The sequence below is a fragment of the Citrobacter sp. Cy070 genome (assembly GCF_030332245.1).
Lineage (GTDB): Bacteria > Pseudomonadota > Gammaproteobacteria > Enterobacterales > Enterobacteriaceae > Citrobacter > Citrobacter youngae.
The window spans coordinates 46,397-67,216 of sequence record NZ_JAOWIG010000010.1 but is presented as its reverse complement, the minus strand read 5'-3'; the positions used below and the strand labels follow the sequence as shown (position 1 = coordinate 67,216).

The 20,820-nt window shown below is 52.0% G+C and carries 23 protein-coding genes, 1 pseudogene and 1 other annotated feature; of the genes and pseudogenes, 11 read left to right on the top strand and 13 right to left on the bottom strand.

The window, feature by feature from the left end; translation table 11 throughout:
• Positions 1 to 9: 9 nt before the first annotated feature.
• The 3 genes from oppD to OGY19_RS01450 are packed head-to-tail and all read left to right on the top strand — an operon-like array spanning position 10 to position 2,908.
• Positions 10 to 1,023, top strand: a complete 1,014-nt coding sequence (gene oppD / locus OGY19_RS01460; RefSeq protein ID WP_005126407.1) for a murein tripeptide/oligopeptide ABC transporter ATP-binding protein OppD — start codon at positions 10 to 12, stop codon at positions 1,021 to 1,023.
• Complete coding sequence (gene oppF / locus OGY19_RS01455; RefSeq protein WP_115601917.1) at positions 1,020 to 2,024, top strand: murein tripeptide/oligopeptide ABC transporter ATP-binding protein OppF; 1,005 nt, start codon at positions 1,020 to 1,022, stop codon at positions 2,022 to 2,024. The genes oppD and oppF overlap by 4 nt, the downstream gene beginning before the upstream one ends.
• A 47-nt stretch (positions 2,025 to 2,071) precedes the next feature.
• Positions 2,072 to 2,908, top strand: a complete 837-nt coding sequence (locus tag OGY19_RS01450; protein WP_048211483.1) for an ion transporter — start codon at positions 2,072 to 2,074, stop codon at positions 2,906 to 2,908.
• Positions 2,909 to 2,945: 37 nt separating this feature from the next.
• On the opposite strand, the gene OGY19_RS01445 is transcribed toward OGY19_RS01450, so the two are convergent.
• Complete coding sequence (locus OGY19_RS01445; RefSeq protein ID WP_040233211.1) at positions 2,946 to 3,275, bottom strand: HI1450 family dsDNA-mimic protein; 330 nt, start codon at positions 3,273 to 3,275, stop codon at positions 2,946 to 2,948.
• 34 nt (positions 3,276 to 3,309) lie between these two features.
• On the bottom strand, positions 3,310 to 4,770 hold the full coding sequence (gene cls / locus OGY19_RS01440; protein WP_048211484.1) for a cardiolipin synthase: 1,461 nt from the start codon (positions 4,768 to 4,770) through the stop codon (positions 3,310 to 3,312).
• A gap of 142 nt (positions 4,771 to 4,912) precedes the next feature.
• On the opposite strand from cls, the gene OGY19_RS01435 reads away from it, so the two are divergent.
• Complete coding sequence (locus OGY19_RS01435; protein WP_005126414.1) at positions 4,913 to 5,086, top strand: YciY family protein; 174 nt, start codon at positions 4,913 to 4,915, stop codon at positions 5,084 to 5,086.
• Positions 5,087 to 5,138: 52 nt separating this feature from the next.
• On the opposite strand, the gene OGY19_RS01430 is transcribed toward OGY19_RS01435, so the two are convergent.
• Positions 5,139 to 5,435, bottom strand: coding sequence for a YciI family protein (locus OGY19_RS01430; RefSeq protein ID WP_048211485.1), 297 nt, complete (start codon positions 5,433 to 5,435; stop codon positions 5,139 to 5,141).
• A gap of 214 nt (positions 5,436 to 5,649) precedes the next feature.
• Between OGY19_RS01430 and tonB the strand changes: the two genes are divergently transcribed.
• The gene (gene tonB, locus OGY19_RS01425; RefSeq protein ID WP_197724098.1) at positions 5,650 to 6,378 is read left to right on the top strand and encodes a TonB system transport protein TonB; all 729 of its coding nucleotides are present in this window, start codon (positions 5,650 to 5,652) and stop codon (positions 6,376 to 6,378) included.
• A 68-nt stretch (positions 6,379 to 6,446) separates the two neighbouring features.
• Here tonB and yciA read toward each other — a convergent pair whose 3' ends face one another.
• The 4 genes and pseudogenes from yciA to OGY19_RS01405 all read right to left on the bottom strand — a co-directional run.
• Entirely contained in the window at positions 6,447 to 6,848 is a 402-nt protein-coding gene (gene yciA / locus OGY19_RS01420; RefSeq protein WP_048211486.1) for an acyl-CoA thioester hydrolase YciA, read from the bottom strand.
• A gap of 165 nt (positions 6,849 to 7,013) precedes the next feature.
• Entirely contained in the window at positions 7,014 to 7,553 is a 540-nt protein-coding gene (locus tag OGY19_RS01415) for a septation protein A (RefSeq protein WP_005126421.1), read from the bottom strand.
• 56 nt (positions 7,554 to 7,609) lie between these two features.
• Positions 7,610 to 8,353: a YciC family protein gene (locus OGY19_RS01410; RefSeq protein WP_040233207.1), complete on the bottom strand. Its 744-nt coding sequence runs from the start codon at positions 8,351 to 8,353 to the stop codon at positions 7,610 to 7,612.
• A 28-nt stretch (positions 8,354 to 8,381) separates the two neighbouring features.
• Positions 8,382 to 8,468 (bottom strand): annotated as a pseudogene (locus OGY19_RS01405) (YkgJ family cysteine cluster protein); the annotation flags it as partial.
• Positions 8,469 to 8,749: 281 nt separating this feature from the next.
• Here OGY19_RS01405 and ompW point away from each other — a divergent pair.
• The 3 genes from ompW to OGY19_RS01390 all read left to right on the top strand — a co-directional run bounded on the left by ompW (position 8,750) and on the right by OGY19_RS01390 (position 11,451).
• Positions 8,750 to 9,388, top strand: a complete 639-nt coding sequence (ompW, locus tag OGY19_RS01400) for an outer membrane protein OmpW (RefSeq protein ID WP_040233206.1) — start codon at positions 8,750 to 8,752, stop codon at positions 9,386 to 9,388.
• 130 nt (positions 9,389 to 9,518) lie between these two features.
• A complete protein-coding gene (locus tag OGY19_RS01395; protein ID WP_048211488.1) occupies positions 9,519 to 9,794 on the top strand; it encodes a hypothetical protein in 276 nt (91 codons plus the stop codon).
• A gap of 187 nt (positions 9,795 to 9,981) precedes the next feature.
• Positions 9,982 to 11,451, top strand: coding sequence for a GGDEF domain-containing protein (locus OGY19_RS01390; protein WP_061068011.1), 1,470 nt, complete (start codon positions 9,982 to 9,984; stop codon positions 11,449 to 11,451).
• Positions 11,452 to 11,483: 32 nt separating this feature from the next.
• Here OGY19_RS01390 and trpA read toward each other — a convergent pair whose 3' ends face one another.
• The 6 genes from trpA to trpL form a co-directional block, all read right to left on the bottom strand.
• Positions 11,484 to 12,290: a tryptophan synthase subunit alpha gene (gene trpA, locus OGY19_RS01385; protein WP_048211489.1), complete on the bottom strand. Its 807-nt coding sequence runs from the start codon at positions 12,288 to 12,290 to the stop codon at positions 11,484 to 11,486.
• On the bottom strand, positions 12,290 to 13,483 hold the full coding sequence (trpB, locus tag OGY19_RS01380) for a tryptophan synthase subunit beta (protein ID WP_003020645.1): 1,194 nt from the start codon (positions 13,481 to 13,483) through the stop codon (positions 12,290 to 12,292). The genes trpA and trpB overlap by 1 nt, the downstream gene beginning before the upstream one ends.
• A gap of 10 nt (positions 13,484 to 13,493) precedes the next feature.
• Positions 13,494 to 14,852 carry a bifunctional indole-3-glycerol-phosphate synthase TrpC/phosphoribosylanthranilate isomerase TrpF gene (gene trpCF, locus OGY19_RS01375; protein ID WP_115602408.1) on the bottom strand — a complete coding sequence of 453 codons (1,359 nt, stop codon included), beginning with the start codon at positions 14,850 to 14,852 and terminating at the stop codon, positions 13,494 to 13,496.
• A gap of 3 nt (positions 14,853 to 14,855) precedes the next feature.
• The gene (gene trpD, locus OGY19_RS01370) at positions 14,856 to 16,451 is read right to left on the bottom strand and encodes a bifunctional anthranilate synthase glutamate amidotransferase component TrpG/anthranilate phosphoribosyltransferase TrpD (protein WP_003020639.1); all 1,596 of its coding nucleotides are present in this window, start codon (positions 16,449 to 16,451) and stop codon (positions 14,856 to 14,858) included.
• Positions 16,451 to 18,013: an anthranilate synthase component 1 gene (locus OGY19_RS01365; protein WP_115601971.1), complete on the bottom strand. Its 1,563-nt coding sequence runs from the start codon at positions 18,011 to 18,013 to the stop codon at positions 16,451 to 16,453. The genes trpD and OGY19_RS01365 overlap by 1 nt, the downstream gene beginning before the upstream one ends.
• Before the next feature lie 23 nt (positions 18,014 to 18,036).
• Positions 18,037 to 18,131, bottom strand: a sequence feature (Trp leader region).
• Positions 18,108 to 18,152: a trp operon leader peptide gene (trpL, locus tag OGY19_RS01360; protein WP_133087228.1), complete on the bottom strand. Its 45-nt coding sequence runs from the start codon at positions 18,150 to 18,152 to the stop codon at positions 18,108 to 18,110. (Overlaps the previous feature by 24 nt.)
• Positions 18,153 to 18,287: 135 nt before the next feature.
• Between trpL and rnm the strand changes: the two genes are divergently transcribed.
• From rnm to rluB, 3 genes are all read left to right on the top strand, one after another.
• Positions 18,288 to 19,166, top strand: coding sequence for an RNase RNM (gene rnm, locus OGY19_RS01355; protein ID WP_048211492.1), 879 nt, complete (start codon positions 18,288 to 18,290; stop codon positions 19,164 to 19,166).
• A complete protein-coding gene (locus tag OGY19_RS01350) occupies positions 19,163 to 19,783 on the top strand; it encodes an L-threonylcarbamoyladenylate synthase (protein ID WP_061068009.1) in 621 nt (206 codons plus the stop codon). Before rnm ends, OGY19_RS01350 begins: the two co-directional genes overlap by 4 nt.
• Before the next feature lie 100 nt (positions 19,784 to 19,883).
• Positions 19,884 to 20,759, top strand: a complete 876-nt coding sequence (gene rluB / locus OGY19_RS01345) for a 23S rRNA pseudouridine(2605) synthase RluB (RefSeq protein ID WP_003020625.1) — start codon at positions 19,884 to 19,886, stop codon at positions 20,757 to 20,759.
• Positions 20,760 to 20,820 lie beyond the last annotated feature (61 nt).

Below are 20,820 nucleotides of genomic sequence, written 5' to 3'. Positions count from 1 at the left end.
AGTGCCGCCATGAGCGTAATTGAGACCTCAACCGCGCCGCTCGCGCAACAACAGGCTAACGCACTGCTAAACGTTACCGATCTGCGTGTGACGTTTGCCACCCCAGATGGTGATGTTACTGCAGTAAACGATTTAAACTTTTCACTACGCGCCGGGGAAACGCTGGGTATTGTTGGTGAGTCTGGTTCAGGTAAGTCGCAGACTGCATTTGCCTTGATGGGCCTGCTGGCCGCAAATGGCCGGATTGGCGGCTCCGCTACATTCAACGGTCGTGAGATCCTGAACTTACCGGAGCGTGAGCTGAACAAGCTACGCGCCGAGCAAATCTCGATGATCTTCCAGGATCCCATGACTTCTCTGAATCCGTATATGCGGGTCGGCGAACAGTTAATGGAAGTTCTGATGCTACACAAAGGCATGAGCAAAGCGGAAGCCTTTGAAGAATCAGTCAGGATGCTGGATGCGGTGAAAATGCCGGAAGCGCGTAAGCGTATGAAAATGTATCCGCATGAATTCTCCGGCGGGATGCGTCAGCGCGTCATGATCGCCATGGCGCTTCTGTGCAGGCCAAAGTTACTGATTGCCGATGAACCCACTACTGCGCTGGATGTCACGGTTCAGGCGCAAATCATGACGCTGCTAAATGAGCTGAAAAGTGAATTCAATACCGCAATTATTATGATTACTCACGACCTCGGTGTTGTTGCTGGTATTTGCGACAAGGTGTTGGTGATGTATGCCGGACGCACGATGGAGTATGGCAGTGCGCGCGATGTCTTTTATAAGCCGGTTCATCCGTATTCGATTGGCCTGCTTAATGCCGTCCCGCGTCTGGATGCCGAAGGGGAAGAAATGCTGACTATCCCGGGTAATCCGCCGAATCTGTTGCGTTTACCGAAAGGCTGCCCGTTCCAGCCCCGTTGCCCGCATGCCATGGAAATCTGTAACAGTGCTCCGCCACTGGAAGAGTTTAGTCCGGGCCGTCTGCGCGCCTGCTTTAAACCAGTGGAGGAACTGGTATGAATGCGGTAACCGAACAACGAAAAGTACTCCTCGAAATTGCCGATCTGAAAGTCCATTTCGACATCAAAGATGGTAAACAGTGGTTCTGGCAACCGTCGAAAACGCTGAAAGCCGTTGATGGCGTGACCCTACGTCTGTATGAGGGAGAAACATTAGGCGTAGTGGGGGAATCGGGTTGCGGGAAATCGACGTTTGCGCGTGCGATTATCGGTCTGGTAAAAGCGACTGATGGTAAAGTCGCCTGGCTCGGCAAAGATTTGCTTGGCATGAAACCCGATGAGTGGCGGGCAGTGCGCAGTGACATCCAGATGATTTTCCAGGATCCGCTGGCATCGTTAAACCCACGTATGACCATCGGTGAAATTATCGCCGAACCGCTGCGGACTTATCACCCGAATCTGCCTGGGCAGGAAGTCCGTGACCGCGTAAAGGCGATGATGATGAAAGTGGGGTTACTGCCTAACCTGATTAACCGCTACCCGCACGAGTTTTCCGGTGGGCAGTGCCAGCGTATTGGTATTGCTCGCGCGTTGATCCTTGAGCCGAAGCTGATAATTTGTGATGAGCCTGTATCCGCGCTGGATGTGTCGATTCAGGCGCAGGTTGTTAACCTGTTGCAGCAATTACAGCGTGAAATGGGCTTATCATTAATCTTCATTGCCCATGACCTGGCAGTGGTTAAGCATATTTCCGATCGTGTGCTGGTGATGTATCTCGGACATGCGGTGGAGTTGGGGACCTATAACGAGGTGTACCATAATCCGCTGCATCCCTATACCAAAGCACTAATGTCAGCGGTGCCAATTCCCGATCCTGATATGGAGAGGAACAAGGTTATCCAACTGCTGGAAGGTGAGTTACCCTCCCCGATTAATCCGCCTTCGGGGTGTGTGTTCCGCACACGTTGTCCGATCGCCGGCCCAGAATGCGCGAAAACGCGTCCTGTACTTGAAGGGAGTTTCCGACACGCGGTTTCCTGCTTAAAAGTAGACCCGCTATAATCGAGAGGGCTGACACACTGTCAGCCCTTCTTTTTGGTGAGGTAAATGTGTCAGGCTTAGTCTCTTCTGTTCGCCGTACTCTCTATCGTACATTATTTGATTTAGACACGCGCTCGGGGCGCCGTTTTGAAGGCATGTGCGCACTGTTCGCATTGCTGAGCGTGATTGTTATCTTCATTGAGTCTGGGGTCGGGACGCAATACCATTTAACCTATGATGAATGGCATATTTTTGTCTGGCTGGAAGTCTTTATTACGCTGGTCTTTACCATCGAATATCTGCTCAGATTGTGCTGCTGGGCCAATCCTGCAAAATATGTGTTTAGCTTCTGGGGAATTATCGATCTCGCGACAATTCTGCCACTGTATGTGATGTGGCTATGGCCGGAAATTAGTCTGAGTTATGTTTTCGCCTGGCGAGCGATGCGCGTGCTGCGTGTACTGCGAATACTCAAACTGCTGCGATTTATGCCGTCGCTGCGTGTGTTCTGGAGCGCAATTAAAAGTGCCCGTCATCAGTTGATGCTGTTTTATTCGTTTATTGCCATTCTGATGATTGTCTTTGGCGCCCTGATGTACCTGATTGAAGGCCCGAAATATGGTTTTACTACGCTGAATGCGTCGGTATATTGGGCAATCGTTACGGTTACAACTGTTGGCTATGGTGATATTACCCCGCATACACCGCTTGGCCGCATGGTTGCGTCAGTGCTGATCCTGATTGGTTATTCGGTTATCGCAATCCCGACAGGATTGATAACAACACATATGAGTAGTGCGTTTCAGCACCGGCAAAATCAGCGCAAATGTCCACAGTGCCAACAAAGCCAGCATGAGCACAGCGCGCAATTTTGTAATCGTTGCGGAAGTAAATTGCCTGACTAGAAATAAAAAAAGCTGCGAGAGCAGCTTTTTGTTTTCATTATTCACGCCAGAGGATGTGGCAGAGTTTGTGATCTTTTTCGCGACATAACAGAACACGCGCAAAAATATCGTTAATCTCGCCGTCTTCTGAGTCTGCCAGACCAATCACCACTTCGGCGAAGAAGTCAGGATTCAGGTCAAAATCAACGTGCTCCTGCCAGTCTTGTGCAGGGTCGAATAACTCTGCACCGCCACGCTCTTCAAACTGCAAATTGAACAGAAGGATGTCGGCCGGATCGAGATTGTCCGCCGCCAGTTCGAGAAAAATGTCATAAGCCTGCTCGAGCGTTTCGTCTTCGGTCAGGCGGTTGTTCAAATCCATATCCATAATGACTACCTGTTTACTGTCTGATGGGCACGTTTTACAGCAACGGGCTAAAGAAGTAAAACAGTCGCTCAGCGATACGCTGCCAGAGTGGTCGTTTTACCCACAAACGTGCATCTAGCAGGCGGGAACGCGAAATATAATCATCCTGTACCGCAGCGAGGTCACCGCCGAATCCGGCATCGTCAATCACTAGTGTTATCTCAAAATTCAGCCACAGGCTGCGCATATCCAGGTTAACAGTACCGACCAGACTCAATTCGCCATCGACCAGCACGCTCTTGGTATGTAACAACCCACCTTCGAACTGGTAGATTTTCACGCCTGCCGCCAGCAACTCGGTGAAAAAAGCCCGGCTTGCCCAGCCAACCAGCATCGAGTCATTCTTGCGTGGAAGAATGATGCTGACATCTACACCACGCTGCGCTGCCGTACAGATGGCGTGCAGCAGATCGTCACTGGGGACGAAGTAGGGGGTGGTCATGATTAAATATTCACGAGCAGAATATGCGGCGGTCAATAAGGCCTGATGGATCAAGTCTTCAGGGAAGCCAGGACCGGAGGCAATAGTGTGAATGGTGTGCCCGCTGGCCTGCTCAAACGGCATGATGTTGACATCGGGAGGCGGCGGTAAAATACGTTTACCGGTTTCAATTTCCCAGTCGCATGAGTAGACGATGCCCATAGCGGTGGCTACCGGGCCTTCCATTCTTGCCATTAAATCAACCCATTGCCCAACGCCTGCATCCTGTTTAAAGAAACGCGGATCGACCATGTTCATGCTGCCGGTATACGCAATGTAGTTGTCGATCATGATCATTTTACGATGCTGACGCAGGTCCATACGGCGTAAAAATACACGCATCAGGTTCACCTTCAGCGCTTCTACAACCTCGATACCTGCGTTACGCATCATCGCCGCCCAAGGGCTGCGGAAGAACGCCACGCTGCCGGCGGAGTCCAGCATCAAACGACAGTGAATCCCCCGTCTGGCGGCGGCCATTAATGATTCCGCTACCTGATCGGCCATACCGCCAGGTTGCCAGATGTAGAACACCATTTCGATGTTGTGACGCGCCAGCTGAATATCACGGATTAACGCCTGCATCACGTCATCTGAACTGGTGAGCAGCTGCAGCTGATTTCCCTTAACGCCGGCAATGCCCTGGCGACGCTCGCATAACTTAAATAATGAGGAGGCAACGCTGCTGTTTTCTTGCGCGAATATATGTTTGCAGGCTTTGAGATCGTTCAGCCATTTGGCTGTTGATGGCCACATCGCTCTGGCTCGCTCGGCGCGGCGTTTGCCCAGGTGGAGTTCACCAAAGGACAGATAAGCAATGATCCCTACCAATGGCAGTATATAGATGATCAAAAGCCAGGCCATTGCGGAGGGTACTGCGCGTCGCTTCATCAGAATGCGTAACGTTACGCCAGCAATGAGTACCCAGTAACCCAGAATGACCAGCCAACTCACCACGGTGTAGAAGGTTGTCATAAAATTAAAAATCCTTTTGAAAGCGTATTGTTAAGAGTTTACGCATCAGGAGTCATCTGGCAAATAAAAACACGGGAAAACCACTGGTCTGCATGCGGTCTGGGGGTATAATGCCCGCTCTGTGACTGGAAGAGTAGTTAACATGAAGCGTAGTAGAACGGAAGTGGGACGCTGGCGGATGCTGCGTCAGGCTAGCCGCCGTAAAGCACGTTGGCTTGAAGGGCAATCGCGCCGTAACATGCGTATCCACTCCATCAGAAAATGCATTCTCAATCATCAACGAAATTCGTTGCTGTTTGCGATCTACAGCATTTGATCCAAAAAGGGCACCGTTGCGGTGCCCAATGTATTCCTGTCCGTTCTGTTTCTTAAAATACTTTTTTGTACGGTTTGACCGAAACTTGCGCATAAACGCCTGCAGCCACATACGGGTCGGCATCTGCCCACGCCTGCGCTGCCTCTAAAGATTCAAATTCCGCAATCACCGTCGATCCGGTAAATCCCGCCGCACCCGGATCGTTACTGTCGACAGCTGGCATGGGGCCCGCCGTCAGTAGACGACCTTCATCATGGAGGAGTTGCAGACGGGCCAGGTGAGCAGGGCGCACGGAAAGACGTTTCTCGAGAGAATCTGCGATATCTTGAGCATAAATAACATACAGCACGGGTAGAGCTCCTTGATCGGTAAAAGTCGCGTTTACGTTATTGGAAAGCCCTGGTAACTGCAACGTAAAGATAATAGCTTTGTTAAGGCCATATTAAGATAATGGTTTTTTTACATGAAATTGCGTTTTAAATGCGGCTTACTGTCATGGGCTTATTGAATATGATTGCTATTTGCATTTAAAATCGAGGCCTGGTTTTATAACTGAAACGATTATGACTGCAATGACCCTTGATTTACCTCGTCGCTTTCCCTGGCCGACGTTACTTTCCGTCGGCATTCACGGCGCTGTAGTGGCGGGTCTGCTGTATACCTCGGTACATCAGGTTATTGAACTGCCTGCACCCGCGCAGCCGATCTCCATCACGATGGTCGCACCTGCCGATCTTGAGCCACCTCAGGCAGTTCAACCACCGCCGCAGCCTGTCGTTGAGCCTGAACCGGAACCTGAACCGATACCGGAACCGCCAAAAGAGGCGCCGGTGGTGATTGAGAAACCGAAACCTAAACCAAAACCGAAGCCAAAACCGGTGAAAAAGGTTGAAGAGCAGCCCAAACGTGACGTGAAACCGGTTGAGTCGCGTCCAGTATCGCCGTTTGAGAACACGGCGCCTGCTCGTTCGACAACGACCAGCACCGCGCCGGCAACCAGTAAACCTGCGGTTAGCGCACCGTCTGGGCCACGCGCCTTAAGTCGTAATCAGCCACAGTATCCGGCGCGCGCGCAGGCTTTGCGCATTGAAGGTCGGGTGAAGGTCAAGTTTGATGTGACATCAGATGGCCGTGTGGAGAATGTTGAAGTGCTTTCCGCACAGCCTGCCAACATGTTTGAGCGTGAAGTGAAAAATGCGATGCGCAGATGGCGTTACGAAGCGGGCAAACCGGGATCTGGCCTGGTGGTGAATATCGTATTCCGTCTGAACGGTACGGCGCAGATTGAGTAACTGGCGTGCCGGAGTCGGCGTCAGGCTTTCTCCGGCAAGCAGGTCTGATAACGGTGTCAACGCGGTTATCAGACCTGTGTTGGTATCGGACGAGGTTTACCGTCTTTATCTACAGCGACGTAGATAAACAGGGCTTCAGTGGCTTTGTAACGCTGGCCAATAGGTTCCGAAGCGACTTTCTTCACCCAGACTTCAATATTAATGCTGATTGACGTCGTCCCGCGTTTTACGCAGCGTGCGTAGCAACAGACCACATCACCCACGGCAACCGGGCGCAAAAAGCTCATTCCTTCCACTCGCACCGTCACCACGCGGCCATGTGCGATCTCTTTGGCCTGAATAGCGCCACCAATATCCATCTGTGACATCAGCCAGCCGCCAAAAATATCACCGTTAGCATTGGTATCGGCAGGCATGGCCAGAGTGCGTAAAACCAGTTCACCCTGGGGGGTGTTATTCGTTGTTGTCATTGTAGAACCGACTGTAGAGAAAGATTACAGGCGGGATGCTACTAGAATTTACGAGCGGAGAACAGAGGGGATGCAGCGCGCGGAGGGGATGTGAGCCAGCTTGTCTGCCACGAAGAGCGTGGGTGGGTAAAAATTCGCCAGATCCGCAGATCTGGCGAACACTTATTACGATTTATCTTCCTGCGGCAGATGGCGGTAGATATAGATTCCGCTCAGCAACGTGAAGAATAAGGTCAGGGCGGTTAAACCGAACACTTTGAAGTTGACCCAAATGTTCTGCGGCAGCCAAAACGCAATGTAGATATTGGCCAGTCCACACAGGATGAAGAAAACGGCCCAGGCCAGATTTAGCTTCGACCATACCGGCTGCGGCAGCGTCAGCTCTTTTCCTAACATGCGCTGAATCAACGGTTTTTTCATCACCCACTGGCTAACCAGCAGTGCACCGGCAAACAGTCCGTAAATCACCGTAACCTTCCACTTAATGAATTCATCGTTGTGGAAGAAAATAGTCAGGCCACCGAAGACAGCAACCAGAACAAAGGTGATTAACGCCATCTTCTCGACTTTGCGATAGCGAACCCAACTGTAAATCAACACCACAGCTGTTGCGACAATAAGCGCCGAGGTTGCCGCGTAGATGTCATAAAGCTTATAAAAAGCAAAAAAGACAACCAGCGGTAAAAAATCAAGAAACTGCTTCATTCTTCGAGTCCGTAATCAAAAAGCATTGGGTAACACACCCGGCATGCGTTCAGGGTTTATTGACGAATCAGCATATACAGGCGGAACAAATAGATCAGCAGCACAGCAGAGATCATATTGCTCAGCGTATTCGCCAATACCGCGCCTACGTTTGGCGTTAGTACTGCAAAACTTGGCGCAAAAAGCAACAGCAGCGTTTTTGCCAGTAACCAACCGATTACTGCCGGCGCTACCAGTCGCATATTAGACCACGCCAGACGCATACTGTTGCGCATAGCGGCAAAGACGCCCATTTTATCCTGCACGACCATCACCGGCGCGAGGGCCAGCAAGATAGCCAACAGAATACCAGGTACGACAACCAGCATAATACCGACCTGTACCAGCAGGGTAGTCAGAAAAATCAGAATAAACAATTTAGGTAATACCGGCGCGCTGGCGCCAATGGCGCGTAATGCGCTAACCCGATGACCCGCCGAAATCAATTGAATCATCAGGATGATGCCTCCTGCAAGGATGGCATTACCAATCAGCCCTGAAAACGTCGATGCTGCAGAAGCGCGTAGCAAAATTTGCTGCTGCTCCGGCGTCATATTTTGTACCAGATCGAACAGGCCCACACTGCTGGTTAGCTGATCCCCTTCGCTCAGTTGCGCGATTTGCGCGTCGCTGGGAGAAAAGGCATGCCCTAGCACCACTGTGATAAACGCGCACAATAACGATACCAGCAAGATGGTAATGAATTGATTACGGAAAAAGTTTCCCGTGTCACGGTAAACGGATTTCGCCGTGATAGACATGCACTCTCCTTGAGTTTTGCAGGTGTTCATTTGCGCGCAATTGTACCCTGGATAACTCTACAGTGGCAGCATCGTACGATGTATGGAAAGGCATATCTTTGTAAAGCTCCGGTAATTTTTGGCCAGGACTTCAGCATCTTGCAACATCGTTGTTTGTTCTCTGTGCATCACGTTCAAATAACCAACGCTTCGTGTTGGCGCTAAAGGTACTTGCATAGTGAAAATATATCAAAATTGATCTGAATTAATTTAACCAGGATTTTGAATGCAAGTTCTAACTTAATCTGGATCAATAAATGTTAAATTATCAAACTCAATGTGATCCAGGTTAGATCACTTATTACTCCATTGTGGGTATATTCGTTCCGCTTTTATAACCATAACGATGGAGCGGACATGAAAAAATTAACAGTTGCAGCATTGGCTTTAACAACTCTTCTCTCTGGTAACGCATTTGCGCATGAGGCCGGAGAGTTCTTTATTCGAGCAGGCTCGGCTACCGTCAGACCGACGGAAGGCGCGGGTGGTACGCTGGGAAGCCTGGGTGGCTTTGATGTCAGCAACAATACGCAGTTGGGCCTGACATTCACCTATATGGCAACCGACAATATTGGCGTTGAATTACTGGCAGCCACGCCGTTTCGCCATAAGATAGGCACCGGGGCAACCGGTGATATTGCCACCGTTCATCATTTACCGCCGACGTTAATGGCGCAGTGGTACTTTGGCGACTCCAGCAGCAAACTACGTCCTTACGTTGGCGTGGGTGTGAACTACACGACTTTCTTCGATGAAGGTTTTAACAACAACGGGAAAGAAGCAGGTTTATCCGATCTGAGCCTGAAAGACTCCTGGGGTGCAGCAGGACAGGTCGGTATGGACTATCTGATCAACCGCGACTGGCTGATTAACATGTCAGTCTGGTACATGGATATCGACACCACCGCGAGCTATAAAATGGGTGGCGTCCAGCAGCGTGACAGCGTACGCCTCGATCCGTGGGTGTTTATGTTCTCTGCGGGTTATCGTTTTTAAGTCAATGATTCCAGTCTGATAGGCTGGTCGTTTCGCGGCCAGCCTTTTCTCCTCTCTTTTTCCCTTCCCGACTTTCTCCCCTTCGATGTAATGCTACTCTTTAAGCAAACTGGCTTTGAGGGTATTGACGATGATATTGACCCGTCAGCTGTTACAACAAAAAATTTCCCTTATGGAAGCATCCATAGACGATGATACAACAGAGTTTGCCGTGTATGCTGCGCGCGAATTATTGAATTACATGAGCAGGGTGGAAGCTCTGGAAAAGGTCATCGCCACACAAATCACACTACCTTACTGCAGCGCCAGCCCGGTTTGCGAGATTGAAGCGGGCTATGCCGCAGGCGTGAGCGACTGCCGTGAGGCCATCCGTCGGGCAGGGTATCCGATTGAAGGTGATGATTAGTTTGCATTTGTGTTAACAAAAATGTGCTTTTATTGTATAAGTCTGTAACTTTCGTGCACGAGTGCGCTTCTTATTTCAACTCATTAGTCTCTGGATGGTTAACATCTTTATCCATATACAACGCTGTTATGCAACAACATAAACGGGTAACCGGTTTGGTAATACTGTTAACTATCGGGGTGGACTCGTGAAGATTGTGCAGGATAAGCTCCGAAACAGGCAGGCTCTGCTGGTATCCGGGCTCATTACGTTGGTATTTACCTCGCTGTTTCTGTTTATCATTTATGAACAGCGTATGGCGACCGCCAGTGAAGGCGTGAGCCGCCTGCAAGCTCACATGTTGGACATTTTTAACGATAATGAGCTAATTGCCGATGCGATTGGCGAGCGTTACTACCACATCAAAACCGGCGAACAGTGTGGTGTTATGGCGCAGTTTGTTCCGCGAAATAAAGATGAATGGGGAATTAACGCCGACCCAAAGCGGGTTCATTCCGCGACAGGGACGATTATTGCTCAGCAACCCAGCCATAATGCGCTGTGTATGTATACTGCGGCGGAGTTCATCCGTGGAATGGTTAATGAGCTAAATCCAGGCAGCTTCGATGCGCATCGTTACATTATCGCCAGCCATTCAGATTATTTTTACTGGTTTATGGCTTCCGACTCGCGCAATTTCAGTTTTTCTGACTCCGAAATGGCGATGGATATTACGCAGTTTTTCTATCCGCCCGTCGATTTCTATACCCGGTTGCTGCAAAAAAATGTCAAAAATAAAGCTCTCAGTTCAACAAACTTCTATACCGATAAAATTACCGGTGAAAAAGCCTACAGCGTGGTGAGCTATATCTACGATCTGTCGGGTAAAGAGATATCAGACCAAATCGTTGCCTATCTGGTCTATGATCATTCGAAACCCGAGCTGCAGGAAGCGTTGGCCGAGGCGTTTGATAATCAAATTCTTCCCGGATTGAACGTGGAGTTAGTGAATTTAACCAACAAAGAGAGCCTTTGTTTATCCGGCAAATGTGCGGGACAATCCAGCTATTTGGTGCGCAATTTCTCAGAAAAATATGCGCTGCACTATTCGCTGTCATTAGGCCGTTTTATGGCGCGCGATACGCAAGCCGGCATTGTTATTCTGCTGGCGCCGTTCTTTTTCATCATGATTACTTTCTCGCTAAAATCATGGCTGAATGAAAGCGACCTGAAAGTTTATATTGATACGCTGACCGGCTGCTTTAATCGCCGAATTCTCGACATCATCAAGCGCAGGGATTTATCACATTGCTCGGTAGTGCTACTGGATTGCAATAAGTTCAAGGCCGTCAATGATACCTGGGGGCATGCTGCTGGGGACCGTGCGCTGCAAATTATCGCCAACAGAATGTTGTCTAACACCCGTACCAGCCACGATCTTGTGATCCGCACCGGCGGAGATGAATTTATGATCCTGCTGTTTCGCTCTCAGGCCAGTGATGCTATCGCGATTGCGCAGCGTATAAGCGGACAGGTGACCAGCCATGTATTTGTGGTGGACGGCAACACTATACCCTTGTCAGTGTCGTGGGGGATTGCAGAGGTGAAGGGGGAGCTGGATGCGGCAATCCAGAATGCGGATACTGCCATGTACAAAATGAAGCAGGCCAGGGAGTAAAACCGCCAGAAGTCACTGGCGGTTTAATTAGCTTACTGTTGGGTGGCGGCTTTCATCGCGCTGACAAACGCTTTCAGCTCAGCCAGCATTTGCTCTGGTGCTGCAACATTTTTCTCAATGATTTTGACAATCGCCGATCCGGAAATAGCCCCCGCAGCACCTGCTTCAATGGCGCCTGTCACCTGTTCCGGTGCAGAGATACCAAAGCCCTGTAAAGAAGGCGGGGCATTGAATTCTTTCAGCTTTTCGACCAGATGATGCAACGGTAACGCCGCACGATTTTCGGCACCCGTAACGCCTGCGCGTGACAATAAATAGGTATAACCGCGGCCATGAGCGGCAATCTGACGCAGCAGTTCTTCGTCAGCGTTAGGCGGGCAAATGAAAATTGGCGCTACATTATGACGTAATGCGGCCGTTCTGAATGGCGCAGACTCTTCAACCGGCACATCGGCGACTAATACCGAATCTACGCCGACCTTCTCACACTGTGCGTAAAATTCGTCAATACCCTTGCTGAACACCAGGTTGGCATACATCAGTAAACCAATTGGAATGGTTGGGTGTTTTTGCCGAATCAACGCCAACATTTCAAAACATTGTGACGGCGTGACGCCTGCCGCGAACGCACGTAATGTCGCTTCCTGAATGGTTGGGCCGTCGGCCAGCGGGTCGGAGAACGGAATACCCAGCTCAAGCGCATCGGCACCCGCTTCGATCAGCGTATCAATGATTTTCAGTGACTGTTCAACAGAGGGATCGCCCAGGGTCACGAAGGGGACAAAAGCGCCTTCTTTGCGGTCCTTCAGCTGTGCAAACAGGTTTTCGTAACGTTCCATCAGATTTCCCCTCGCGCTTTCAGAATATCGTGTACGGTGAAAATGTCTTTGTCGCCGCGACCGGAGAGATTAACCACCAGTAACTGCTCTTTTTCCGGATTTTCACGCATCATTTTCAACGCGTGCGCCAGGGCATGGGAGGACTCCAGCGCCGGGATAATCCCCTCGTGCAGACACAGCGTTTTGAAGGCTTCCAGCGCTTCATCATCAGTAATTGATACATAGTCAGCACGTCCGATACTGTTCAGATAAGCGTGCTGTGGCCCGACTGACGGGAAGTCCAGTCCGGCGGAAATAGAGTAAGACTCTTCAATCTGTCCTTCTTCGGTTTGCATCATCGGGGACTTCATGCCGAAGTAAATCCCGACACGACCATGTTTCAACGGCGCGCCGTGTTCTCCAGACTCAATCCCGTGACCGCCTGGCTCTACGCCAATCAGCCCGACGCTGGTTTCATTAATAAAGTCGGCGAACATACCGATGGCGTTAGAACCGCCGCCCACGCAGGCGATCACGGCGTCCGGCAGGCGACCCTCTTTTTCGAGGATCTGCGCTTTGGTTTCTTCACCGATCATGCGCTGGAATTCACGTACAATGGTCGGGAAGGGGTGCGGACCTGCCGCCGTACCGAGCATATAGTGCGCAGTGTCATAGCTGCCAGACCAGTCGCGCAGCGCTTCATTACAGGCATCTTTCAGCGTCGCGGAACCGCTGTGAACCGGGATCACTTCAGCGCCCATCAGACGCATACGGAAAACGTTAGGCGACTGGCGTTCAACGTCTTTCGCACCCATATAAATACGGCACTTTAAACCCAGCAAGGCGCTGGCAAGGGCAGACGCCACACCATGCTGACCCGCGCCGGTTTCGGCGATGATCTCGGTTTTACCCATTCGCTTCGCCAGCAACGCCTGGCCCAGCACCTGGTTGGTTTTGTGCGCGCCGCCGTGCAGCAAATCTTCACGTTTAAGGTACAACGTGGTGTTGGTGCCTTGAGTAATGTTCTGGCATTTGGTCAGTGCAGTTGGGCGACCAGCATAGTTTTTCAGCAGGTCTGTAAACTGTGCCTGAAACTCAGGGTCTTTTTGTGCACTGACGAACGCTTCTTCCAGTTGACGCAGCGCAGGCATCAGAATCTGTGGCACATACATACCGCCAAATTCACCAAAATACGGATTGAGTAATGTTGTCATGTCCTTTTCCTTAATATGCGCGCAGCGTCTGAAAGACTGAAGCCAGAAGACGCGCATCTTTGATGCCCGGCTGTGACTCTACGCCAGAATTGAAATCGAGCCCGGCACAGCCGGTTTTAGCCGCGTCGACGCAGTTATCTGCACCGAGTCCGCCAGCCAGTAAAACGTTATCCAGCGATTGTCCGCCTAAGAGTGACCAGTCGAAGCGTTGCCCGCTACCGCCCTGACCGTTGTCGAAAACGTATTTATCGACATGCTGGTAATCACGGGCTGGCAATGTCTCGCTGACGCTTAGCGCCTTCCAGATTTGCACCTGCGCGGGTAGCACATTGCGCAGAGCATCAATATAGGCCTGATCTTCGCTTCCATGTAGTTGTACGGCGGCCAGCGACAGTGCGGTGACTTTTTCGCGGACGTCTGCGATGTTGGTGTTACGGAACACGCCTACATACTGTAGCGGCGCACCCGTCATAACGTCTCGCGCCTGCTCAACGCTGACAGCGCGTGGTGAGGTCGGGACAAAAATTACGCCGCCATAAATGGCCCCAGATTCGTACGCTGCTTTTGCATCCTGTGCACGAGTCAGTCCGCAGACTTTATTTTCGCCAAGCAAAACACGACGAACGGCGGCGTGAAGATCATCATGGGACATCAGCGCAGAACCTATCAGAAATCCGTTGGCGAAATGGCTGAGTTCGCGAACCTGACCATAAGTGTTGATCCCGGATTCGCTGATGACGGTGACGCCATGACCCAAACGTGGTGCAAGCTGGCGAGTACGGTTGAGGTCAATCGACAGGTCACGCAAATCACGGTTGTTAATACCGACGACTTTCGCCCCCAGCGCAATGGCGCGCTCCAGCTCTTCTTCATTGCTAACCTCGGTCAGCACGCCCATTTTCAGGCTGTGGGCGACGGCGGCGAGCTGACGATACTGTTCATCATCTAAAACCGACAACATCAGCAGGCAGGCGTCCGCTTGGTAGAAACGTGCCAGATAAATCTGGTAAGGATCGATAATAAAGTCTTTACACAGGATCGGCTGTGGTGCGATGCGACTGACGATGGGCAGAAAATCAAAGCTACCCTGAAAATATTTCTCGTCCGTTAGCACGGAAATTGCTGACGCATAATGTTTGTATACTCCCGCAATCTGTGCCGGGTCGAAGTCATCACGAATTACGCCTTTTGACGGAGAGGCTTTTTTGCACTCCAGAATAAAAGCGGTGCGTGTCCCTTGCAGCGCATCGTAGAAATCACGCGTGCTGGGTTGAACATCATTTTGAAAGCTGGTCAGCGGTTGTTGCTGTTTGCGGGCTTCTACCCAAATCGCCTTGTCAGCGACAATTTTCGCTAAAACGGTTTGCATCATTTACCCTCTCGCTGCCAGTGCAGTAACACGGTCGTAAGCCGCACCGCTGCGCAGCACATTAATCACGGTTTGCGCGTTGGCTTTTAAGTCTTCTTCACCGTGCAGGCGCATTAACATGGCGACATTCGCGGCAACAGCAGCCTCATGAGCGGCCTCACCTTTACCTTGTAACAAGCGACTCAGAATGTCACGGTTTTCTTCCGGCGTGCCGCCAGCCAACTGTTCCTGATGATATGGCGTCAGGCCAAAGTCTTCCGCCGTTAGCTGGTAGCTCTTGATTTCCCCATCGTGCAGCTCAGCCACAATGGTCGGTGCATGCAGCGAAACTTCGTCCATGCCACCACTGTGCACTACGGCTGCTCGCTGATAGCCGAGCACGCGCAGCGTTTCGGCAATCGGCAGCACCAGCTCCGGGCTGTAAACGCCGATCAGCGCAAGCGGCGGATGTGCCGGGTTAATCAACGGGCCGAGCACGTTAAACAGCGTGCGGGTTTTCAACTGCTGGCGTACCGGCATGGCATGGCGAAAACCGGTGTGGTATTTTGGCGCAAACAGAAAGCACACGCCGAGATCGTCAAGCGCCTGGCGGGATTTATCGGCGTTCATATCCAGATTGATGCCAAATGCCGCTAACAGATCCGAAGAACCCGATTTGCTGGAAACGCTGCGGTTACCGTGTTTGGCAACTTTCAGTCCGCAAGCCGCTGCAACAAAGGCGCTGGCGGTAGAAATATTGATACTGTTGCTGCCGTCGCCGCCGGTACCGACAATATCGGCAAACAGATAATCAGGGCGTGGGAACGGGGCTGCGTTTTCCAGCAGCGCGGTTGCCGCACCGGCAATTTCATTCGGGTGTTCGCCACGAATTTTCATGCTCACCAGCGCCGCAGCCAGTTGCTCCGGCTTCAGTTCACCGCGGACCACGGCAGAGAACAGCTGGTGGCTTTCCTGCTGAGACAGCGTCTGAGCCTGATACAGTTTCTCCAGAATGGGTTGCAGCGTATTGGTTTGTTCAAGCTTCTGTTGCGCCCAGGCCAGCGTTTGTTCCAGCAGACGCGCACCCTGGGTGGTCAGAATGGATTCCGGATGGAACTGGAAGCCGCAGACGCGATCGGTGTCGTGACGCACCGCCATCACCATGCCGTTAAAGTGGGCGTTAATGGTTAATCCTGCCGGAACGTTGCTGCCAACCAACGAATGATAGCGTGCCACCGGCAGCGGATTCGCCAGACCAGCAAACATTGCCTGACCGTCGTGTTCAATGCTGGAGGCTTTGCCGTGCAGGATTTCTCCAGCCTGGCCCACATATCCGCCATAGGCCTCAACAATCGCCTGATGACCCAGACAGATGCCGATGATCGGCAGTTTGCCGCGCAGGCGGGTTAACAGCTCTGGCATGCAGCCCGCTTCACTGGGTGCGCCAGGCCCTGGAGAAAGCATCAGCACCGGATTTTTCATCGTCGCTAAACGGTCAATTAACGTCTGGGCCGGGATATGGTTACGGTAAATCACCACGTTGTGACCGTTAGTGCGCAGCTGATCTGCCAGGTTGTAGGTAAATGAGTCGATGTTATCGAGCAGCAGAATGTCAGCCATCAGAAAGTCTCCTGTGCGTGGTGTGCGGTAGCGATAGCACGCAGAACCGCACGCGCTTTATTACGGGTTTCATCGGCTTCAGACTGCGGAACAGAATCCAGAACAATCCCGGCACCGGCTTGTACGGTAGCAATACCGTCTTCCACGAGGGCGGAACGAATCACAATACAGGTATCCAGATCGCCATGGGCGGTGAAGTAACCTACGGCACCGCCATAGCTTCCACGGCGTCGACCTTCGGCCTCGGCGATAAGCTGCATAGCGCGAACTTTCGGCGCGCCGCTCAGCGTGCCCATGTTCATACAGGCGCGGTAAGCATGCAGCACATCCAGATCGCTACGTAATTCGCCGACCACGCGCGAAACCAGGTGCATAACGAAGGAGTAACGATCCACTTTGGTGAGATCCGCAACGTAGCGGCTGCCCGGCGTACAGATGCGTGCGAGATCGTTACGCGCCAGGTCAACCAGCATCAGGTGCTCTGAAAGCTCTTTATGGTCGGTACGCATCTCCAGCTCGATACGGCTGTCAAGGTCGCGGTCAAGCGTTCCGTCTGCACGACGACCGCGTGGGCGGGTCCCGGCAATCGGGTAAATTTCAATCTGGCGGCTGGTGGCATCGTATTTCAACGAGCTTTCCGGCGATGCGCCGAACAGTGTGAACTCGTTGTCCTGCATGAAAAACATGTATGGGCTGGGGTTGCTTTTCTTCAGCACATAGTAGGCTGCCAGCGGTGACGGGCAGGGCAGCGAGAAACGACGAGATGGAACCACCTGGAAAATCTCACCTGCGCGAATCGCTTTTTGCAGGCCGCGCACCACGGCACCGAACTCTTCATCGCTCTGATTGCATTCGCAGCGCATCTGCGGGACTTCAGTGACGGGCAGCGGCGGCGCAGGCTCAGTAAGCTGCTGGCTCAACTGTGCCAGGCGGGCGTTCAGTCGTAGTTTTTCTTCGTCATTTGGCGTAAAGATGCTGGCCTGAATGCGGGTACTTTTTTTCTGGTGGTCGATAACCATCAGTGTTTCTGCCAGATAGAAGCAGTAGTCCGGGCACTGGTTACCCGCCTCAAGCTGGGGTAAATCTTCAAATCCGGCAACCAGGTCGTAGGAAAACAGACCGCCGAAGAACATCGCTTCACGTTCCAGCGCCGGAACATTAACCAGTTCCTGCAGTAAACGGAACGCATCAAATACAGAAAGGGAACATAAGCGGGCATCTTCATCCAGCAGCGGGCTTACGCTGGGGAATGTCAACTGACGAGCATTCGGCTGTTTATCGTTGTCAACGCCCGCGGGCAGGGCGGCGTCCAGCAGGGGCAGCAGCGATGCGCCATTCGCCGACAGTGCCTGAATAGTGACAGTGTCACCGAGAGCGGTAATGCGCAATGCGCTGTCGACCAGCAGCAGGCTCTTGAGATCGTCCTTGCTGTCGATATCGGCGGATTCCAGCAGCAGCGTTGCCGGTCGTGCGCCACACACCTGATGAAACAGCGCCGTCGGGTTCTCACGGTAGGCGGCATCGCAGGCGAGCAATTCAAGTGTTGGTTTTTGTGTTTGCATCGTTATTCTCATTAATTTTGTTCAAAAAAAAGCCCGCTCATTTGGCGGGCCGGGTATCTGGTTGCATATTGCAGACGTAAGACACTGCCCGAAATCAGGAAGTGCGCCACCAACCGTGCAGGATAAATGTTGCTTTCATCTCAGATACCTTCTTCATGTGAACTTGCGTACTAGTTAACTAGTTCGATGAGGCAAAGTCAACACCTGATTTCAGTATATTTGTCGAAACCGTTATGATGGGCGTGTTACGACATTTATTGAAACGGGAGCCGCCTTGAGCGACACGAATTACGCAGTGATTTATGACCTGCACAGCCATACTACTGCTTCTGATGGGCGATTAACGCCAGAAGCCTTAGTACACCGTGCGGTAGAGATGCGAGTCGGTACACTGGCGATCACCGATCATGACACCACGGCGGGCATTGCGGCGGCAAGAGAAGAAATTTCACGTTCAGGTTTAGCGTTAAATTTGATCTCTGGCGTTGAGATATCAACGGTCTGGGAAAACCATGAGATTCATATAGTGGGTCTGAACATTGATATCGCGCATCCAGTGATGTGCGACTTTCTGGCGCAACAGACGGAACGTCGCCAGCAGCGCGCGCGCCTGATTGCTGAACGGCTCGACAAAGCGCACATTCCCGGCGCATGGGAAGGGGCTCTACGACTGGCTGATGGCGGGGCGGTTACGCGGGGGCATTTTGCGCGTTTCCTGGTGGAATGTGGCAAAGCCACAACCATGGCGGATGTCTTTAAAAAATATCTTGCTCGTGGGAAAACCGGTTACGTTCCGCCACAGTGGTGTACAATAGAACAAGCTATTGATGTCATTCATCATTCTGGCGGTAAGGCAGTTCTGGCTCATCCAGGTCGGTACGATCTTAGCGCTAAGTGGCTGAAAAGACTGGTTGCGCATTTTGCTGAGCACCGCGGTGACGCGATGGAGGTGGCACAGTGCCAGCAGTCTCCCAATGAACGCACCCATCTGGCGACGCTTGCGCGTCAGCATCAACTGTGGGCATCGCAAGGGTCTGATTTTCATCTACCCTGCCCATGGATTGAGTTGGGGCGTAAACTCTGGTTGCCCGCAGGCGTAGAAGGCGTCTGGCAACTTTGGGAGCAGCCCGAGACCACAGAGAGGAAAGTATGAGCCAGTTTTTTTATATTCATCCCGAAAACCCGCAGCAGCGACTGATTAACCAGGCCGTTGATATCGTGCGGAAAGGTGGGGTGATTGTCTATCCAACCGATTCCGGCTATGCGTTGGGGTGTAAAATTGAAGATAAAGGCGCAATGGAGCGCATTTGCCGCATCCGTCACCTGCCGGACGGGCACAACTTTACGCTGATGTGCCGTGACCTGTCCGAATTGTCGACCTATTCGTTTGTCGACAACGTGGCCTTCCGTTTGATCAAAAACAACACGCCGGGCAATTACACCTTCATCCTTAAGGGGACGAAAGAGGTTCCGCGCCGCTTGTTGCAGGAAAAACGTAAGACCATCGGCCTGCGTGTACCCTCAAACCCGATAGCACTGGCGCTGCTTGAAGCGCTGGGCGAGCCGATGCTCTCGACGTCACTGATGCTGCCGGGCAGTGATTTTACTGAGTCAGATCCGGAAGAAATTAAAGACCGTCTGGAGAAACAGGTGGATTTGATTATCCATGGTGGATATCTTGGCCAACAGCCGACCACGGTCATCGATTTAACCGACGATTCCCCGGTGGTATTGCGCGAAGGTGTTGGTGACGTTAAACCTTTCTTATAAGGGCGCGAACCGCTATACTACGCGGCCTTAAAATGGCGCTGACTGGCGCCGTTGATTCTCCTGTTCGACGCCTGTGAAGGCGACACCTAAAGGAAGCTCTATGAGCGAAAAGTTACAAAAAGTGCTGGCGCGTGCTGGCCACGGTTCTCGCCGTGAAATTGAATCCATTATTGCCGCGGGTCGCGTGAGCGTTGATGGCAAAATTGCCACGCTCGGCGATCGCGTTGAAGTGACGCCGGGTCTGAAAATCCGTATCGACGGTCATCTGATTTCGGTGAAAGAATCTGCAGAACAAATCTGCCGCGTTCTGGCTTATTACAAGCCGGAAGGTGAACTGTGTACCCGTAACGACCCGGAAGGTCGTCCGACCGTATTTGATCGCCTGCCAAAACTGCGCGACGCGCGCTGGATTGCCGTAGGTCGTCTGGACGTGAACACCTGTGGTCTGCTGCTGTTTACTACTGATGGTGAACTGGCGAACCGTCTGATGCACCCGAGCCGTGAAGTTGAACGCGAGTACGCGGTGCGAGTATTCGGTCAGGTTGACGATGCTAAACTGCGTGATCTGAGCCGTGGCGTACAGTTGGAAGATGGTCCGGCTGCGTTTAAAACGATCAAGTTCAGCGGTGGTGAAGGGATTAACCAGTGGTATAACGTCACGCTGACTGAAGGCCGCAACCGCGAGGTTCGCCGTCTGTGGGAAGCGGTAGGTGTGCAGGTAAGTCGTCTGATTCGTGTACGCTACGGTGATATCCCGCTGCCGAAAGGCCTGCCGCGTGGTGGCTGGACAGAGCTTGATCTTGCTCAGACCAACTATCTGCGTGAACTGGTGGAGCTGAAGCCAGAAACGACCTCTAAAGTGGCCGTCGAGAAAGATCGTCGCCGTATGAAGGCGAATCAGATCCGCCGTGCGGTGAAACGTCACTCTCAGGTCGGCAGCAGCCGTCGCCCGGGCGGACGCAGCAACAACGGTTAATCATGACCAGGCCTGATAAGCAAAGCGCCATCAGGCGTTAGCGTGGAGCCGGATGCGGCGC

Bases quoted from the DNA above. Each gene is read 5' to 3' on its own strand.
- oppD (WP_005126407.1), top strand. From the start codon at position 10: ATGAGCGTAATTGAGACCTCAACCGCGCCGCTCGCGCAACAACAGGCT.
- oppF (WP_115601917.1), top strand. From the start codon at position 1,020: ATGAATGCGGTAACCGAACAACGAAAAGTACTCCTCGAAATTGCCGAT.
- OGY19_RS01445 (WP_040233211.1), bottom strand. From the start codon at position 3,275: ATGGATATGGATTTGAACAACCGCCTGACCGAAGACGAAACGCTCGAG.
- cls (WP_048211484.1), bottom strand. From the start codon at position 4,770: ATGACAACCTTCTACACCGTGGTGAGTTGGCTGGTCATTCTGGGTTAC.
- OGY19_RS01435 (WP_005126414.1), top strand. From the start codon at position 4,913: ATGAAGCGTAGTAGAACGGAAGTGGGACGCTGGCGGATGCTGCGTCAG.
- tonB (WP_197724098.1), top strand. From the start codon at position 5,650: ATGACTGCAATGACCCTTGATTTACCTCGTCGCTTTCCCTGGCCGACG.
- yciA (WP_048211486.1), bottom strand. From the start codon at position 6,848: ATGACAACAACGAATAACACCCCCCAGGGTGAACTGGTTTTACGCACT.
- OGY19_RS01415 (WP_005126421.1), bottom strand. From the start codon at position 7,553: ATGAAGCAGTTTCTTGATTTTTTACCGCTGGTTGTCTTTTTTGCTTTT.
- OGY19_RS01410 (WP_040233207.1), bottom strand. From the start codon at position 8,353: ATGTCTATCACGGCGAAATCCGTTTACCGTGACACGGGAAACTTTTTC.
- ompW (WP_040233206.1), top strand. From the start codon at position 8,750: ATGAAAAAATTAACAGTTGCAGCATTGGCTTTAACAACTCTTCTCTCT.
- OGY19_RS01395 (WP_048211488.1), top strand. From the start codon at position 9,519: ATGATATTGACCCGTCAGCTGTTACAACAAAAAATTTCCCTTATGGAA.
- trpA (WP_048211489.1), bottom strand. From the start codon at position 12,290: ATGGAACGTTACGAAAACCTGTTTGCACAGCTGAAGGACCGCAAAGAA.
- trpB (WP_003020645.1), bottom strand. From the start codon at position 13,483: ATGACAACATTACTCAATCCGTATTTTGGTGAATTTGGCGGTATGTAT.
- trpCF (WP_115602408.1), bottom strand. From the start codon at position 14,852: ATGCAAACCGTTTTAGCGAAAATTGTCGCTGACAAGGCGATTTGGGTA.
- trpD (WP_003020639.1), bottom strand. From the start codon at position 16,451: ATGGCTGACATTCTGCTGCTCGATAACATCGACTCATTTACCTACAAC.
- OGY19_RS01365 (WP_115601971.1), bottom strand. From the start codon at position 18,013: ATGCAAACACAAAAACCAACACTTGAATTGCTCGCCTGCGATGCCGCC.
- OGY19_RS01350 (WP_061068009.1), top strand. From the start codon at position 19,163: ATGAGCCAGTTTTTTTATATTCATCCCGAAAACCCGCAGCAGCGACTG.
- rluB (WP_003020625.1), top strand. From the start codon at position 19,884: ATGAGCGAAAAGTTACAAAAAGTGCTGGCGCGTGCTGGCCACGGTTCT.